The 16,332-nt window shown below is 69.5% G+C and carries 16 protein-coding genes; all 16 read right to left on the reverse strand.

Annotation, left to right across the window (positions count from 1 at the left end):
- Positions 1–70: 70 nt before the first annotated feature.
- Positions 71–895, reverse strand: a complete 825-nt coding sequence (locus ACZ69I_RS16800; protein WP_470832908.1) for a F0F1 ATP synthase subunit delta — start codon at positions 893–895, stop codon at positions 71–73.
- A complete protein-coding gene (locus ACZ69I_RS16805) occupies positions 892–1,440 on the reverse strand; it encodes a F0F1 ATP synthase subunit B (protein ID WP_401994776.1) in 549 nt (182 codons plus the stop codon). The genes ACZ69I_RS16800 and ACZ69I_RS16805 overlap by 4 nt, the downstream gene beginning before the upstream one ends.
- Positions 1,441–1,478: 38 nt before the next feature.
- On the reverse strand, positions 1,479–1,733 hold the full coding sequence (atpE, locus tag ACZ69I_RS16810; protein WP_470832911.1) for an ATP synthase F0 subunit C: 255 nt from the start codon (positions 1,731–1,733) through the stop codon (positions 1,479–1,481).
- Between the two features lie 78 nt (positions 1,734–1,811).
- Positions 1,812–2,582: a F0F1 ATP synthase subunit A gene (gene atpB / locus ACZ69I_RS16815; protein ID WP_467672025.1), complete on the reverse strand. Its 771-nt coding sequence runs from the start codon at positions 2,580–2,582 to the stop codon at positions 1,812–1,814.
- Between the two features lie 276 nt (positions 2,583–2,858).
- On the reverse strand, positions 2,859–3,296 hold the full coding sequence (locus ACZ69I_RS16820; RefSeq protein ID WP_467671349.1) for a hypothetical protein: 438 nt from the start codon (positions 3,294–3,296) through the stop codon (positions 2,859–2,861).
- Positions 3,297–3,557: 261 nt separating this feature from the next.
- Positions 3,558–4,883, reverse strand: a complete 1,326-nt coding sequence (locus ACZ69I_RS16825) for an MraY family glycosyltransferase (RefSeq protein ID WP_470832912.1) — start codon at positions 4,881–4,883, stop codon at positions 3,558–3,560.
- Between the two features lie 130 nt (positions 4,884–5,013).
- Positions 5,014–6,264: a serine hydroxymethyltransferase gene (locus ACZ69I_RS16830; RefSeq protein ID WP_467671345.1), complete on the reverse strand. Its 1,251-nt coding sequence runs from the start codon at positions 6,262–6,264 to the stop codon at positions 5,014–5,016.
- Positions 6,265–6,341: 77 nt separating this feature from the next.
- Complete coding sequence (locus tag ACZ69I_RS16835; protein WP_467671343.1) at positions 6,342–6,995, reverse strand: arsenate reductase/protein-tyrosine-phosphatase family protein; 654 nt, start codon at positions 6,993–6,995, stop codon at positions 6,342–6,344.
- Entirely contained in the window at positions 6,992–7,639 is a 648-nt protein-coding gene (locus ACZ69I_RS16840; protein WP_362328809.1) for an L-threonylcarbamoyladenylate synthase, read from the reverse strand. The genes ACZ69I_RS16835 and ACZ69I_RS16840 overlap by 4 nt, the downstream gene beginning before the upstream one ends.
- Before the next feature lie 44 nt (positions 7,640–7,683).
- Complete coding sequence (gene prmC / locus ACZ69I_RS16845) at positions 7,684–8,565, reverse strand: peptide chain release factor N(5)-glutamine methyltransferase (RefSeq protein ID WP_389721351.1); 882 nt, start codon at positions 8,563–8,565, stop codon at positions 7,684–7,686.
- Positions 8,566–8,608: 43 nt separating this feature from the next.
- Positions 8,609–9,685 (reverse strand): peptide chain release factor 1, encoded by a 1,077-nt coding sequence (prfA, locus tag ACZ69I_RS16850; RefSeq protein WP_467671340.1) that lies wholly within the window; start codon positions 9,683–9,685, stop codon positions 8,609–8,611.
- A gap of 116 nt (positions 9,686–9,801) precedes the next feature.
- Positions 9,802–10,023 carry a 50S ribosomal protein L31 gene (gene rpmE, locus ACZ69I_RS16855; protein ID WP_467671337.1) on the reverse strand — a complete coding sequence of 74 codons (222 nt, stop codon included), beginning with the start codon at positions 10,021–10,023 and terminating at the stop codon, positions 9,802–9,804.
- 161 nt (positions 10,024–10,184) lie between these two features.
- Entirely contained in the window at positions 10,185–11,312 is a 1,128-nt protein-coding gene (locus ACZ69I_RS16860; RefSeq protein WP_470832916.1) for an LCP family protein, read from the reverse strand.
- A gap of 316 nt (positions 11,313–11,628) precedes the next feature.
- A complete protein-coding gene (gene rho / locus ACZ69I_RS16865; protein ID WP_467671333.1) occupies positions 11,629–13,704 on the reverse strand; it encodes a transcription termination factor Rho in 2,076 nt (691 codons plus the stop codon).
- A 395-nt stretch (positions 13,705–14,099) separates the two neighbouring features.
- A complete protein-coding gene (gene thrB / locus ACZ69I_RS16870; RefSeq protein WP_470832918.1) occupies positions 14,100–15,017 on the reverse strand; it encodes a homoserine kinase in 918 nt (305 codons plus the stop codon).
- 256 nt (positions 15,018–15,273) lie between these two features.
- On the reverse strand, positions 15,274–16,332 hold the full coding sequence (gene thrC, locus ACZ69I_RS16875) for a threonine synthase (protein ID WP_467671330.1): 1,059 nt from the start codon (positions 16,330–16,332) through the stop codon (positions 15,274–15,276).

Here is a 16,332-nt window from a genome sequence, read left to right on the forward strand (position 1 = left end):
GGGACTCCCCCCAAGAAAGAGGTGAATCCTCTGCACGACCCAACTAGGGCCGTAGATCATGCTTGTTTAATTACTGCCCGGCCACGCGGCGGCCGGCTTCCGCGATGCGGTCCGCGACACTGCCGTTGATGACCTCGTCGCCCACCTGAACCGTGATCCCGCCGAGGACCCCGGGGTCCACGTCGAGGTTGAGGTGCATCGGGCGTCCGTACACCTTGGCCAGGACGGCGCCGAGACGCTCCTTCTGCTGGTCCGAGAGCGGAACAGCGGAAGTGACGACGGCGACCATGCGGTTGCGGCGGTCCGCGGCCAGCTTGGAGAGGGACTCGAGTCCCTCCTCCAGGCTACGTCCACGCGGCGCGGTCACAAGGCGCTCGATCAGCCGCTCCGTGACGCTCTCGGCGCGACCGCCGAGCAGGCTGCGCAGCAGCTCGCTCTTGGCCGTACCGGTCGCGGCGCGGTCCGTCAGGGCGGACCGAAGCTCGGTGCTCGACGAGACGATCCGGCCGAACCGGAAGAGCTCGTCCTCGACGTTGTCCAGTGCGCCGGTCTTCTGCGCGCCGGTCAGGTCGGCGAGGTTGGCGAGCTCCTCGAGGGCGTCCACCAGGTCGCGCGACGACGACCAGCGCGAGCGCACCATGCCGGCCACCAGGTCGGCGATCTCGCCGCCCACCTGGCCGGACAGCAGGCGTCCCGCGAGCTCGGCCTTGGCCTCACCGGACTGTGCCGGATCGGTCAGGACCCGGCGCAGCGAGACCTCGCGGGCGAACAGCGCCGTGACGGCTGCCAGCTCGTCCGCGAGCCGCTTGGCGTCGACCGAGGTGCTGTCCGTCAGCGCGTCGAGACGCTCGCGCGCGGCGGCCAGGGCCTCGCGGCTAGCTCCGTGCGCTGTCATCGAGCGGCCTCGGCCTTCTCCTCGAGCTCGTCGAGGAAACGGTCGATCGTGCGGCTCTGCCGGGCGTGGTCCTCGAGGGACTCGCCGACGAGCTTGCCGGCCAGGTCGGTGGCCAGCTGGCCCACGTCCTGGCGCAGCGACTGCGCGGCGGCCTTGCGGTCTGCCTCGATCTGGGCGTGACCGGCGGCGACGATCTCCTCGCGCTGACGCTGGCCCTCGGCCCGCATCTCGGCGATGAGCTGGGCGCCCTGCTCCTGCGCCTCCTGGCGCAGACGCGCGGCCTCGTGCCGGGCCTCGGCGAGCTGAGCCTTGTACTGCTCAAGAACGCTCTGGGCCTCGGTCTGAGCGGCCTCGGCCTTCTCGATACCGCCTTCGATCGCCTCCCGGCGCTCGTCCAGAACCTTGTTGATGTTCGGGAGGAGCTTCTTCCAGAAGAAGAAGAAGACGATGGCGAAGGCGATGGCGCCGACGAGCAGCTCAGGACCCGGCGGGACGAGCGGGTTCTGCTCCTCCTCGGCCGCCAGCTGAACCAGGTTGGCGATCACATCAGTGCCTTTCGTCGAAAAGTGTCAGTAAGAAGTGCTTACTTACCGAACACGAACGGCATAACGATGCCGATGAGGGCGAGCGCCTCACAGAAGGCGAAGCCGAGGATCTGGTTGGCGCGGATCAGGCCGGCAGCCTCGGGCTGACGAGCGAGAGCCTGCGTGCCGTTACCGAAAACGATGCCGACGCCGATGCCGGGGCCGATCGCGGCGAGACCGTAGCCGATGGAACCGAGGGAGCCGGTGACACCCTTGTCGGCGGCGAGGTTGACCATGTCGAGAGCAGCGGACATGCCGTTACTTCCTTCTCTTTCACTGGCCGGTGGGGGTTGGCCACCGGACGATCTGGGGGCTTGCGGAGACGGGCTGGCTCAGTGGTGCTCGGCGAGGGCGCCCTGAATGTACGAGCAGGCGAGGAGCACGAACACGTACGCCTGGACGGCCTGCACGAAAAGCTCGAAGAGGATCATGACCACGGTCATCACGAAGGAGACACCGGCGGCCGGGATCATGTAGCTGTTCAGCAGGTACCAGGAGGCGACGGTGAACATCACCAGCATCAGGTGACCGGCGAACATGTTGGCGAAGAGTCGCACCGCGTGCGTGAAGGGACGCACGAGGAGGTTCGAGAAGAACTCGATGAACGACACGAGCCACTTGATCGGGCCGAGCGAGTTGTCGTAACCCGTGATGTTCTTCCAACCGCCCACGAATCCATGGCGCTTGAAGGTCAGCGAGACCCAGAGCACATAGACCAGGACCGCCAGGACAATCGGGTAGGCGATGACCGACGCGACCGGGAACTGGGCCAGCGGAATCACGGACCAGATGTTCATCAGCCAGATGAAGAAGAACATCGAGACCATCAGGGGGACGTACTTCTCGCCCTCCTTCTTCCCGAGGGTCTCGTAGACGATGCCGCGGCGTACGAAGTCGTAGCCGGCCTCGCCCATCATCTGGAGCTTGCCCGGGACCACCTTGGCCTTGCCGAAGGCCGCGTAGAAGAACGTGACGACGACGATCGTGGTCAGCAGGGCGAGCAGCATCACCTTGTTGAACTCGACCCCGCCGACGGTGGCGATCGGCTTGAAGAGGAACGAGTGCAGGCCCGGAGCCGGGAAGCCACAGCCGTTGTCGGACATGATCCGACAGCTCCAGTCAAAGGCGAGCTCAGTTTGGTCAGCACTCACCGCGGGCTCCTTCGGCGTGACGCATAGGTACGGCAACCTCGTTGTCGTGTCGGCGCGGCGCGCAGCCGCGGGTCGGCACCGGACTGGTGTTTCGGAAGTGTGAGCGGCATTCAGGCATCGAGCCTCGCGATCGTGCAGGCGTCAGCTCAGATGCCCGCGCCCGCAGTGCCGCAGTTGGCACCGGACGATAGCAGGATCTCGAACGGCCATTTATCCCGCCCCTACCCTTCACTGCGACGACCCCGACTTTTCCGGCTTGTCGCTGTTATCGGAGTGGGGCTCGACGTAAAGGATCTTGGCCTTCATGTGCGCACGGGCCTGTGAGGCCATCCACGAGACGGTGGCCACCACGAGCCCGACGGCAAACGCCCTCGGGTTGAACAGCGTCGTGTCCTTGAACAGGGCCACAAAGACCAGCAGCAGCAGAAGTTGGGCGACGTAGAGCATCAAGCCCATCGCCTGGAAAAGCTGCGGAAGCGATTTCGCCGTCCGCTGCAGCACGAACATCCCGAGCCCCATGAACACGATCACGACCAGCGTGCCGACGACGGCCCCGACAGCCCCCTTGCCACCCGCGACCACACCACTGACCACGGCGACGATCGCGCCGACGGCAGCTGTGGGTACAGCGGATTGCAGGAGAGTTCGGGTGTCTTGAGACGGCATGGCGGCAGCTCCGCTTACTGATGGGGGCAGGGTGTCGTCATGGACGAGCGTAGACCCGGGTCGAGAGGGTCCCTCGGGCCAATGGACCGTCGCACTACGGTCCTTCGGCTCTATCCCGGGGTTTCGTGAACGGTATCACAAACTATTTGATGAGGTCTTTACCTGCTGAGTGTGCTCGCTGTCACACATGAGAGGTAATCCGCGCGTCTGTGCATCTGGAGCGGCAACTTGTCTGGTAATGGGGCGTTTTCGGCTCGGGCGTCAACGTGACGTACCGGCTTCTCGCCTCTCCGAGAGGTGCGAACGGTCGCCGACCGCGGTCGCTCCGTTGACACCGGCGCCGACGGGATCCTTCGACTCCGCTTCCCTCGCGTCCTCTTCCGCCTCGTGCACCACAGCCGCGGCATCGCGCTCCGCACGGCGGCGCCGGTAGCGCGGCGGCACGAAGGCCTCCGCCCACCGCGGGGTGCGCGGCGTGAAGCGCGGCAGCAGGAGCAGCACGAGACCCACCGCGCTCAGCGCGACGATGAGCAGCAGGATCCACATGCTCGTCGAGTGCACCGAGTAGGCGACGGTGCCGAAGGCGATGAGGGCCGACCAGAAGTACATGATCAGCACCGCTCGGCTGTGCGAGTGCCCGATCTCCAGGAGCCGGTGGTGGAGGTGGCCGCGGTCGGCGGCGAACGGCGACTTGCCGTTCCAGGTGCGCCGGACGATGGCGAGGACGAGGTCGGCGAAGGGGATCGCGATGATCGTCAGCGGCATCAGGAGCGGGATGAAGACGGGCAGCATCGCGTGCGTGGCATCGCGGCCGCCGCCGAAGTTCAGCTTCATCGCGGCCGGGTCCACCTGGCCGGTGACGGAGATGGCGCCCGCCGCGAGGACGAGCCCGATGAGCATCGAGCCGGAGTCGCCCATGAAGATCCGGGCGGGGTGCATGTTGTGCGGCAGGAAGCCCAGGCACATGCCCATGAGGATGGCGGCGAAGAGCGTGGCGGGGGCCGCGGCCTCGATGCCGTAGCCGTACCAGATCCGGTAGGCGTACATGAAGGACGCGGCGGAGGCGATGCAGACCATGCCCGCCGCGAGGCCGTCGAGGCCGTCGACGAAGTTGACGGCGTTGATCGTGATGACGACGAGCGCGACGGTGAGCAGCGTGCCCTGGCCGGAGGTCAGCGAGACCGTGCCGACGCCGGGGACCGGGATCCACAGGATCGTCAGACCCTGCATGACCATGACGCCCGCGGCGATCATCTGGCCGCCGAGCTTGATCAGCGCGTCGATCTCGAACTTGTCGTCCAGGACACCGATGAGCCAGATCAGCGCCGCCCCGGAGAGCAGGGCGCGCGGCTCGTTGGAGTTCTCGAAGACCGTGTTCAGGTTCGGCAGGTGGTCGGCGACCAGCAGCCCCGCGCAGAGACCGAAGAACATCGCGATCCCGCCGAGCCGGGGCGTGGGCTCCCGGTGCACGTCGCGGGCGCGGATCTCCGGCATGGCGCCGGCCACGATCGCGAACTTCCGCACCGGGCCGGTCAGCAGGTAGGTCACCGCGGCCGTGATGCAGAGCGTCAGCAGGTATTCACGCACGGGCTTCCCCACAGGTATCGCTGGCCATCTCAGCCCCACACCCTAGCTTTGAGCGCATACGGTTGGGGACTTCCGGGTAGCGACGATGGTTGCACGAGTACCGGTCCGTCCCTGACCCGGCCACCCCGCCCTAGCCCCGGTACGGCGGAAATCTTCCCACCAGTTCACGCACCTCTTCTCGTACGTTCGCGTCCTCGCGCACCGCCCCGGACAGCAGTGCCGCGACGCGTGCCAGTTCCACGCCCGCCAGGCCCTGGGTGGTGACGGCGGCCGTTCCCAGGCGCAGGCCGCGGGTTCCGGGGTGGGGCAGGGCGCAGGTGTCGAGGATGATCCCGGCTGCGGCGAGGCGGCCGCGGGCGGTGTGGGCGTCCACTCCCAGAGGGGTCGGGTCGGCCAGGACCAGATGGGTGTCGGTGCCGCCGGTGGCGATCGCGAAGCCCTCGGCGGCCAGGGCCTCCGCGAGGACGCGCGCGTTCGCAACCACCTGATGGGCGTATGCCGTGAAGGCGGGCGCCGCCGCCTCGCCGAACGCCACCGCCTTCGCCGCGATCGTGTGCATCTGGGCGCCGCCCTGGGTGAACGGGAAGACGGCCCGGTCGATCCGCTCCGCGAGGCCCGCACCGCAGAGCAGGAGACCGCCGCGCGGGCCGCGTAGCACCTTGTGCGTGGTGGCGCAGACGACGTCGGCGTGCGGTACGGGGCTGGGCGCCGCTCCCCCGGCGACCAGGCCCATGGGGTGCGCCGCGTCGGCGATGAGGTAGGCGCCCACGTCGTCGGCGATCTCGCGGAAGGCCGCGTAGTCGATGTGCCGCGGGTAGGAGATCGAGCCGCACACGATGGCCTTGGGATGGTGCGCGCGGGCCAGGGCGTGCACCTCGTCGTAGTCGATCAGGCCGCTCCCCGCGTCCACTCCGTAGCCGACGAAGTCGAACCACCGGCCGGAGAAGTTCGCGGGCGAGCCGTGCGTGAGGTGGCCGCCGTACGGCAGCCCCATCGCCAGGACCGTGTCGCCGGGCCGCAGCAGCGCGGCGTACGCGGCGAGGACCGCGGAGGACCCGGAGTGCGCCTGGACGTTGGCGTGCTCGGCGCCGAACAGGGCCTTCGCGCGGTCGACGGCGATCCGCTCGGCGGCGTCGACCAGCTCGCAGCCGCCGTGGTGGCGGGCGCCGGGATAGCCCTCGGCGTACTTGTTGGCCAGCGGCGAGCCGAGCGCGGTCAGCACGGCGGGCGACTGGAAGTTCTCGGCGGCGATCAGCTGGAGTCCGTCGGCCTGCCGGGCGCTCTCCCCGATGAGCACCTCGGCGAGCTCGGGGTCCTGCCGGCGCAGCGCGTCGAGATCCGTGTACGCCGCGGGGGCGGAGGGTGCGGTGCTGACCGTCATCGTGGGCTCCGGGGCCTTGCAGGGGTGACCTCAGATCCAATGTAGGCCCGTGCGGGCCGCTCCGCGCGGGCCCGCCGCTAGGTGTGCGCGGGCACCCCGGTCAGCGCCGTCACCACGGGGTCGAGCGCCTGGTTGATCTCGTCGCCCACCGACCGGAAGAACGGCAGGGGCGCCCCGTACGGGTCGTACACCTCGTCGGCCTCCACGCTCGGCGCGAGCAGCCAGCCGCGCAGCGCCGCGGCGGCCCGCACCAGTGCGCGGGCGCGCTCCACCACGTCGCTGCCGTCGGGGTCCGGCAGCGTCGTCGGGTCTATGGCCCGCACCAGCCGCGTGAACTCCTTGAGCGTGAACGTGCGCAGTCCGGCCGAGTGCCCCATGGAGATGACCTGCGCCCGGTGGTCGCGGGTCGCGGTCAGGACCAGGTCGGCGCGGATCACGTGGTCGTCGAGGAGCTCGCGGCCCATGAAGCCGGTGGGGTCCGCGCCGTAGTCGGCGAGGACCGCCTCGGCGTTGGTCTCCATCGGGGCGCCCTCGTGCCCCCAGGTGCCCGCGCTCTCCACGATCAGGCCGCCGGTGCGGGGGTCGCCGAGGCGGTCGGCCAGGGCATGCCGGGTCAGCCGCTCGGTGATCGGCGAGCGGCAGACGTTGCCGGTGCTGACGTGGAGGATGCGGAAGGAGCCCGCGGATCCCGGGAAGCCCGCTATGCCACGCCCCGTCTCAGGGGCTGTCAATTCGCCACCTCGAGGTCGGGTACCACCTTGCGCAGCTCGTCCGCGTCAAGGGCGCCCGCGCGCAGCAGCACCGGCACCTTCCCCGTGACGTCGACGATCGACGAGGGGACGATGCCGGGGGTCGGGCCGCCGTCCAGGTAGACGGAGACGGAGTCGCCGAGCATCTCCTGGGCGGCGTCGCAGTCCTCGGGGGCGGGGTGCCCGGTGAGGTTGGCGGAGGAGACGGCCATCGGGCCGACCTCGGTGAGCAGCTCGATGGCGACGGGGTGCAGCGGCATGCGGATGGCGACCGTGCCGCGGGTGTCGCCGAGGTCCCACTGGAGGGACGGCTGCTGCTTGGCGATGAGGGTCAGGGCGCCCGGCCAGAAGGCGTCCACGAGCTCCCAGGCCATCTCGGAGAAGTCGGTGACCAGGCCGTGCAGCGTGTTCGGCGAGCCGATGAGCACGGGGGTGGGCATGTTGCGGCCGCGGCCCTTGGCGTCGAGGAGGTCGGCGCACGCCTCCGGCGTGAAGGCGTCGGCACCGATGCCGTAGACGGTGTCGGTGGGCAGCACGACCAGCTCGCCACGGCGGACGGCGGACGCGGCCTCGCGCAGACCGGTCGTACGGTCGGTCGCGTCGTTGGTGTCGTATCGCCGTGCCATTTAGCGGGCCTCCTCGTACACGTACTGCTCGGTTGAAGTCTGGGTCACGGCATCGCCTTGCGGGCGGTCGCGAAGCGCGGACGGTTGTTCAGGTCGGGGTGGTCGGCCGCGTCGGCCCAGCCCCGCTCCTCGGTGAAGATCCACGGGACCTGGCCGCCCTGGGTGTCGGCGTGCTCGATGACGACGACCCCGCCGGGGCGCAGGAGCCGGTGGGCGGTGCGCTCGATGCCGCGGATCAGCTCCAGGCCGTCCTCCCCGGAGAAGAGCGCGAGTTCCGGGTCGTAGTCGCGGGCTTCCGGGGCGACATACTCCCACTCGGTGAGCGGGATGTACGGCGGGTTGGAGATGACGAGGTCGACCTGGCCGTCGAGCTCGGGGAGCGCGTCACGGGCGTCGCCCCGGGAGAGCTTGACCCTGGACCCCTCGACGTTCTTCCGCGTCCACTTCAGGGCGTCCTCGGAGAGCTCCACGGCGTGCACGCGCGAGCGCGGGACCTCCTGGGCGAGCGCGAGGGCGATGGCGCCCGATCCGGTGCACAGATCGACGATCAGCGGCTCGACCACGTCCATGGCGCGCACGGCGTCTATGGCCCATCCGACGACCGACTCGGTCTCCGGCCTCGGTACGAAGACACCGGGGCCGACCTGCAGCTCCAGATACCGGAAGTAGGCGTGTCCGGTGATGTGCTGGAGCGGCTCGCGGGCCTCGCGCCGGGCGACCGTCTCCCAGTAGCGGGCGTCGAAGTCGGCGTCCTTGACCGAGTGCAGCTCACCGCGCTTCACGCCGTGCACGAAGGCGGCGAGCTCCTCCGCGTCGTTGCGCGGCGAGGGCACGCCGGCGTCGGCGAGGCGCTGGGTGGCCTGGGCGACTTCCGCGAGCAGCACGCTGCGGGGGTTCGGGGGTCGCCCCCCAATATGTTGCTGCACGCTGGTCCTCCGGGACGGTCGTGAAGGGTCGTACGGGGGTGGCTTACGCGGCGGCGAGCTTGGCTGCGGAGTCGGCGTCGACGCAGGCCTGGATGACCGGGTCGAGTTCGCCGTCGAGCACCTGGTCCAAGTTGTACGCCTTGAAGCCGACGCGGTGGTCCGAGATCCGGTTTTCCGGGAAGTTGTACGTACGGATCTTCTCGGAGCGGTCGACGGTGCGGACCTGGCTGCGGCGGGCGTCCGCGGCCTTGCTCTCCGCCTCTTCCTGGGCCGCCGCGAGGAGCCTGGAGCGCAGAATGCGCATCGCCTGCTCCTTGTTCTGCAGCTGGCTCTTCTCGTTCTGGCAGGAAGCGACCACTCCGGTGGGCACGTGCGTGATGCGCACCGCGGAGTCGGTGGTGTTGACGGACTGGCCGCCGGGCCCGGAGGAGCGGTAGACGTCGATCCGCAGGTCGTTCGCGTGGATCTCGACGTCGATCTCCTCGGCCTCGGGCGTCACCAGGACACCGGCGGCGGAGGTGTGGATGCGCCCCTGGGACTCGGTGGAGGGCACGCGCTGCACGCGGTGCACGCCGCCCTCGTACTTCAGCCGCGCCCAGACGCCCTGGCCGGGCTCGGTCGCGCCGTTGCCGCCCTTGGTCTTCACGGCGACCTGGACGTCCTTGTAGCCGCCGAGCTCGGACTCGGTGGAGTCGATGATCTCGGTCTTCCAGCCGACGCGCTCGGCGTACCGCAGGTACATGCGCAGGAGGTCGCCCGCGAACAGGGCGGACTCGTCGCCGCCCGCGCCCGCCTTGATCTCCAGGATGACGTCCTTGTCGTCGGACGGGTCCCGGGGCACGAGCAGCAGCCGCAGCTTCTCGGTGATCTCCTCGCGCTGCCGTTCCAGGTCCTTGACCTCGGCGATGAAGTCGGGGTCGTCGGCCGCGAACTCGCGCGCGGTCTCGATGTCGTCCCCGGTCTGCTTCCAGGACCGGTACGTCGTGACGATCGGGGTCAGCTCGGCGTAGCGCTTGTTCAGCTTGCGCGCGTTGGCCTGGTCGGCGTGGACCGACGGGTCGGCGAGCTTCTTCTCGAGATCGGCGTGTTCGCCGATCAGTTCCTCGACCGCCTCGAACATTCGGGGGCTCCTGGTTATCTACGCGGTGGTTCTAGGCGAATTGGCTGCGGGACGGCAAAAGCGCCGGTCCCGGCCACCCCCTCGCGAGGGCGGCCGACGACCGGCGCAGTGGCTCGCTACTTCTTGGCAGCCGCAGCCTTGCCGAAGCGGGCCTCGAAGCGGGCCACGCGGCCACCGGTGTCGAGGATCTTCTGCTTGCCCGTGTAGAACGGGTGGCACTCGGAGCAGACCTCGGCACGCACGGTGCCGCTGGAGATCGTGCTGTGGGTGGTGAACGACGCGCCACAGGTGCAGCTGACCTGGGTCTCGACGTACTCGGGGTGGATGTCGCGCTTCAAGGTGTCTCCTAGTTTCGGGAGGGCGCCGGGTCGTACGCGCGGATTGCTCGTACGTGAACCGGGGCCGACGTACCAGTCTGCCAGGACCGGCCGTATCTCCCAAAACCGGGGTAGGTGCCGATCTATTCCCCGCGGGACCCGCACGGAGCCCGCGCCGCCGCTCAGTGGCTGGCGACCACGTCGCCCGCGTCGCCCTTGTCGCCCGCGGACTGGTCGGTGGCGGACTTGGGGATGGGCTTGTCGGCCCGGAGGGCGTCCCAGACCTCCTGGTCGGCCTTCTCCAGGGGAAGCACGCGGTTGGGGTCGTTCGGGTCGTACTGGATGGGCAGCGTGACCATCTTCATGTCGCCCGCGCCGATGCCCTTGAGTCCGTTGGCGAAGCTCGCGAGCGACTTGACGTCGTTCAGGTCGGAGTCGGTGGTGATGGCGCTGGTCGCGTCGTTCGCCAGGTCGTACATCTTCTTCGGGTTGCCGAAGACCCCGACGTCCTTGACCTGGTCGAGCAGCGCCTTGATGAAGGCCTGCTGGAGCTGGATGCGGCCGAGGTCGCTGCCGTCGCCGACGCCGTGCCGGGTGCGGACCAGGCCGAGGGCCTGCTCGCCGGTGAGCGAGTGCTTGCCGGCTTCCAGGTCGAGGTGGCTGTCCTTGTCGTGGATGGCCTTCTTGGTGGTGATGTCGACGCCACCGAGGGTGTTGATGAGCTTCTTGAAGCCCGTGAAGTCGACCTCGAGGTAGTGGTCCATCCTGATGCCGGACATCGTCTCGACGGTCTTGACGGCGCAGGCGGGGCCGCCGACCTCGTACGCCGTGTTGAACATCTGCCGCTGACCGCCCGGGTCGGTCCTGCCGTCGTCGGTCTTGCACGAGGGCCGGGATATGAGGGTGTCGCGGGGTATGGAGACGATGCTGGCCTTCTTGTGGCCCTTGTAGACGTGCACGATCATCGCCGTGTCGGAGCGGGCGGCGCCCTCGTCCTTGCCGTACTTGGCGTTGTCGCCGGAGCGCGAGTCGGAGCCGAGGACGAGGATGTCCTGGGAGCCGTTGTCGATGTCCAGGGGGCGGTCGTCGCCGAGCGCGGCGTTGATGTCGACGCCGTTGATGTTGCCGTTGAGCTTGAAGTACAGGAAGCCCGCGCCCACTCCCCCGAGGACGACCACCGAGGCGGCGGTCCACGCCGTGACGACGAGCGCCTTGCTGCGCTTGCGGGGCTTGCGGCGTCGGCCGCCGCCGCCGCGGGAGCGCTGCGGCTTTCCCTCGGCCGTGCCCGCGGACATGCTCTCGTCGGTCATGCGCTCCTCAAGTCCTCGTCGGTCGTACCCCCTGCTTTCAGGGCCAGGCGCGGTCTGTCGTCACTTGTCAGACGGCGAATCCGCTTGAAGGGTTGCACAGCGCTCTGTGCGCGCCCCGGGTACCACCGGTCACGCCCCGTGTACCCCTGCCCCTGGATTTCAGCCCTCACCTGCGGCTTTTTCCGCCACCGGGCTACGGCCCGTGACCGTGAGAATCTCTTATGCGTGTGGCCAAGGTCTCGCCTGCCACAGGCGCACCAAAAGGGCCGCCCCGTCACGGCTGTGACGGGGCGGCCCTTTGGAACGCTGCGGACGACTAGTCGTTGCCGTTGCCCGGCGCCGGGGTCGTCTTCTGGATCTGCAGCAGGAACTCGCCGTTCGACTTCGTCTGCTTCATCTTGTCCAGGAGCAGCTCGATCGCCTGCTGCTGGTCGAGCGCGTGCAGCACACGACGCAGCTTCCAGGTGATGGCGAGCTCGTCGCTGCCGAGCAGGATCTCTTCCTTGCGGGTGCCGGACGCGTCCACGTCCACCGCCGGGAAGATGCGCTTGTCGGCGAGCTTGCGGTCGAGCTTGAGCTCGGCGTTGCCGGTGCCCTTGAACTCCTCGAAGATGACCTCGTCCATGCGCGAACCGGTGTCGACGAGCGCGGTGGCGAGGATGGTCAGCGAGCCGCCGTCCTCGATGTTGCGCGCGGCACCGAAGAAGCGCTTGGGCGGGTACAGCGCCGTCGAGTCGACACCACCGGACAGGATGCGGCCGGAGGCCGGGGCGGCGAGGTTGTACGCACGGCCCAGACGCGTGATCGAGTCGAGCAGCACGACGACGTCGTGACCCAGCTCCACCAGACGCTTGGCGCGCTCGATGGCGAGCTCGGCGACCGTGGTGTGGTCCTCGGCGGGACGGTCGAAGGTCGAGGAGATGACCTCGCCCTTCACCGACCGCTGCATGTCGGTGACCTCTTCCGGACGCTCGTCGACCAGGACGACCATCAGGTGGCACTCGGGGTTGTTCACCGTGATCGCGTTGGCGATCGCCTGCATGATCATGGTCTTGCCGGTCTTCGGCGGGGCCACGATCAGACCGCGCTGCCCCTTACCGATGGGCGCGACGAGGTCGATGATGCGGGTGGTGAGCACGCCCGGGTCGGTCTCCAGGCGGAGCCTGTCCTGCGGGTACAGGGGCGTCAGCTTGCTGAACTCCGGCCGCCCGCGCCCGGATTCGGGCGCCATGCCGTTCTGCGAGTCCAGGCGGACCAGCGCGTTGAACTTCTCGCGGCGCTCGCCGTCCTTGGGCTGGCGGACCGCACCGGTGACGTGGTCACCCTTGCGCAGGCCGTTCTTGCGGACCTGGGCGAGGGAGACGTACACGTCGTTGGGACCGGGGAGGTAGCCCGACGTACGGATGAACGCGTAGTTGTCGAGGATGTCCAGGATGCCCGCGACGGGGATCAGGACGTCGTCGTCGGCGACCTGCGGCTCGTTGCCGAAGCCCTGCTCGTCACGGCCACGGCGCCCGCGCCGGTCGCGGTAGCGGCCGCGACGGCCGCGCCGGCCGCCCTCGAAGTCGTCGTCGTCCTGCGGACCGTTGTCACGCTGGCGGTCCTGGCGGTCCTGACGGTTGCCGCCCTGCTGCTGGCGGTCCTGACGCTCCTGGCGGTTGTCCTGACGGCCGCCGCCCTGCTGGTCGTCGCCCTTGTTGCCGCGGCGGTCGCGGTCACGGCTACGGCCCTGGCGGTCACGGCGCTCGCGGCGGCCCTCGGCGTTGTTGTCGCCGGAGTTGTCGCCGCCCTTGTCGCCCTTGGCCTCGGACGCGTCGCCCTTGGCGTCGGCCTTCGACTCGCCCTTGGCCTCGGCGGTGACCGTCTCCGGGCTGCCCGCCTCGGCGGTGGCGCGGCGCCGGCGGCGCTCGCCGGACGGCTGCTCGTCGCCGCCGCGGTCGCCCTCGCCCGAGCGGGCGGGGCCACCGGCCGGCTGGCCGGGGATGTCGATCTGCTGCTGGGCGGCCTTGTCGGCCTTGGCGCCCTCGGCCTTGGCGGCGCTCGCCTTGCCCGCGGGCTCGGCGGCGTCCTCGCCCGTACGGGCCTTCGAGGTCGCCCGGCGCTTGGGCTTGGTCTCGGTGGTGTCTCCGGAAGCCGCGGCGTTCTTCGCCGGGGCCCCGCCCCCTGCCTGCGCCTCCTTGATGACCTCGATCAGCTGGCTCTTGCGCATGCGCCCGGTGCCCTTGATCCCAAGGCCCGATGCGACCTGCTGCAGTTCCGCCAGCACCATGCCCTCGAGGCCGGTGCCGCGGCGCCGCCGGGACCCGGCCGAAGCACCGGTGGCAGGCGCCGCAGAGGCGTCCGTGGCGGGCGTGTCGGCAGTCACGCCCATCAGATCGGTGGTGTCGCTCACGAAGGGTCCTTCCCTGGAGCGGGCGTCGGCCTGTCTGGCTCGGCGACCGGTTGTGCTGTCCGGCGGTCGGTCCTTGCTTTCCTGTGGACCGTGCCGGGGCGGTGGTCCGCCAACGCGGCGGAAGAATTCATTGGTGATGGCGATTCCCGGTGCGGTGCCACTGAGGTGCGGTGTCACTCGGCTCGGTCACGCCGGTTCCGGAGCGTGCTCAGGACCGCTCAGTGCGGGGCACGAAGCAGTTTGGGGGGCTCCCGGAAGAATGGTTGTCCCGGACGGGGACACAAAGCACCTCGCCATGGTGAGGTCGGGTGCAGACTTGAGATTAACACTACCGGATCCAACAAACATTCCCCCTCTCGGGATCGGGACACCCCGAAATCCCTGTGTTCACTGCGTCAGGGCGCAAGCGGCAGCACGCTCGCTCCCGTGGCGTCGAGCGCCAGGCGGTTGGCCGCCCAGCCCTCCCCCGCCAGGCGTGCGACCTTGTCGGCCGCACTGTCTTCGACCAGCGCGAGGACCGTGGGGCCCGCGCCGGAGATCACCGCGGGCACGCCGTCGGCGCGCAGCCGCTCCACCAGGGCCGTGCTCTCCGGCATGGCCGGGGCGCGGTAGTCCTGATGCAGACGGTCCTCGGTGGCGGCGAGCAGCAGCTCGGGACGCCTGGTCAGGGCCTCGACGAGCAGGGCCGCGCGGCCCGCGTTGGCGGCCGCGTCGACGTGCGGGACGGTGCGCGGGAGCAGGCCGCGCGCCGTCTCGGTGAGTACGGGCTTTCCCGGTACGAAAACCACTGGAACGACGGAATCGGCCGGGTCCATCCGGATCGCCCGCGCCGTCCCGCCATCCATCCAGGAGAGCGTGAAGCCGCCGAGCAGACAGGCGGCGACGTTGTCGGGGTGGCCCTCGATCTCGGTGGCGAGTTCGAGCAGCGCGGCGTCGTCCAGCCTGGCCTCGCCGCCTATCGTCACGGCGCGCGCGGCGACGATGCCCGCGCAGATGGCGGCGGAGGACGAGCCGAGGCCGCGGCCGTGCGGGATGCGGTTGGCGCAGACGATCTCGAGGCCGCGCGGCTGCCCGCCGAGCAGGTCGAAGGCGGTGCGCAGGGACCGTACGAGCAGGTGGGACTCGTCGCGCGGGAGGTTGTCGCTGCCCTCCCCTGCGATGTCGATGTTCAGGCCGGAGTCGGCCACCCGGACGACCACGTCGTCGTACAGCCCCAGCGACAGGCCCAGGGCGTCGAAGCCAGGGCCGAGGTTGGCGCTGGTGGCGGGGGTGCGCACCCGGACGGCGGCGGCGCGGAAAGCGGGACCGGCCATCGCTCGATGACTCTCCTTGAGCTGCGTGTTTTTTGAGGCTCCGTATTTTTCAGTACGTGCCACATGTACGGAACACCCGAAGGCCGTTGACCACGGCGGCACCGCGGCATATGCGGCGGGGCGGGTTCGGTACAGCCTATCGAAGGAAGGTTCTGTGGCGACATAGGGCGCACAGGAGGCGCACGATGCGTGTCGTAAGCCCCCTGTGCCACCCCCTGTACGGAGTTGCGGGTTCCGCCCGCGGTCGCGCGAGCGGTTACGCGAGGCCGAGCCGCTCGGCCGCGGCGGCGGCGTCGACCGGGACGGTGACCGGCTGCGGAGCGCCCGCGACGGCCCAGTCCGGGTCCTTGAGGCCGTTGCCGGTCACGGTGCAGACGATCTTCTGGCCCTTGTCGACCTTGCCCTGCTCGGCCGCCTTCAGCAGACCGGCGACGGACGCGGCCGACGCGGGCTCGACGAAGACACCCTCCTGGGACGCCAACAGCTTGTAGGCGCGCAGGATCTCACGGTCCGTCACCTCGTCGATGAGGCCGCCGGACTCGTCGCGCGCGGCGAGCGCGTGCTGCCAGGACGCGGGGTTGCCGATGCGAATCGCCGTGGCGATCGTCGAGGGGTCCTTGACGACCTCGCCGCGCACGATGGGCGCGGAACCGGAGGCCTGGAAGCCCCACATCCGGGGGGTACGGGTCGACACCGCGTCGGCCGCGTACTCCTTGTAGCCCTTCCAGTAGGCGGTGATGTTGCCGGCGTTGCCGACGGGAAGGACGTGGAGGTCGGGGGCGTCGCCGAGCGCGTCGACGATCTCGAACGAGGCGGTCTTCTGGCCCTCGATGCGGAACGGGTTCACCGAATTGACCAGCGCCACCGGGTAGTTCTCCGACAGCGCTCGAGCCAGGTTCAAGCAGTCGTCGAAGTTGCCGTCGACCTGGAGGATCTTCGAGCCGTAGACGAGCGCCTGGCCCATCTTGCCGAGCGCGATCTTGCCCTGCGGCACGAGGACGGCGCAGACCATCCCGGCGCGTACGGCGTAGGCGGCGGCGGACGCCGACGTGTTGCCGGTCGAGGCGCAGATGACGGCCTTCGCGCCCTCCTCCTTGGCCTTGGTGATCGCCATGGTCATGCCGCGGTCCTTGAAGGACCCCGTGGGGTTGGCACCCTCGACCTTGAGGTGGACCTCGCAGCCGGTGCGCTCGGAGAGCACCTGTGCGGGCACGAGCGGCGTACCGCCCTCGCGGAGCGTCACGACCGGCGTGGTGTCGGAGACCGGAAGACGGTCCCGGTACTCCTCGATGATTCCGCGCCACTGGTGGGTCAT

Source organism: Streptomyces sp. NPDC036815, from assembly GCF_055609205.1.

Excerpts from the sequence above, each read along its gene's own strand:
- ACZ69I_RS16800 (WP_470832908.1), bottom strand. The coding sequence starts at position 895 with ATGACAGCGCACGGAGCTAGCCGCGAGGCCCTGGCCGCCGCGCGCGAG.
- atpE (WP_470832911.1), bottom strand. The coding sequence starts at position 1,733 with ATGTCCGCTGCTCTCGACATGGTCAACCTCGCCGCCGACAAGGGTGTC.
- atpB (WP_467672025.1), bottom strand. The coding sequence starts at position 2,582 with ATGTCCGACAACGGCTGTGGCTTCCCGGCTCCGGGCCTGCACTCGTTC.
- ACZ69I_RS16820 (WP_467671349.1), bottom strand. The coding sequence starts at position 3,296 with ATGCCGTCTCAAGACACCCGAACTCTCCTGCAATCCGCTGTACCCACA.
- ACZ69I_RS16830 (WP_467671345.1), bottom strand. The coding sequence starts at position 6,264 with ATGACGGTCAGCACCGCACCCTCCGCCCCCGCGGCGTACACGGATCTC.
- ACZ69I_RS16840 (WP_362328809.1), bottom strand. The coding sequence starts at position 7,639 with ATGGCACGGCGATACGACACCAACGACGCGACCGACCGTACGACCGGT.
- prfA (WP_467671340.1), bottom strand. The coding sequence starts at position 9,685 with ATGTTCGAGGCGGTCGAGGAACTGATCGGCGAACACGCCGATCTCGAG.
- ACZ69I_RS16860 (WP_470832916.1), bottom strand. The coding sequence starts at position 11,312 with ATGACCGACGAGAGCATGTCCGCGGGCACGGCCGAGGGAAAGCCGCAG.
- thrB (WP_470832918.1), bottom strand. The coding sequence starts at position 15,017 with ATGGCCGGTCCCGCTTTCCGCGCCGCCGCCGTCCGGGTGCGCACCCCC.
- thrC (WP_467671330.1), bottom strand. The coding sequence starts at position 16,332 with ATGACCCACCAGTGGCGCGGAATCATCGAGGAGTACCGGGACCGTCTT.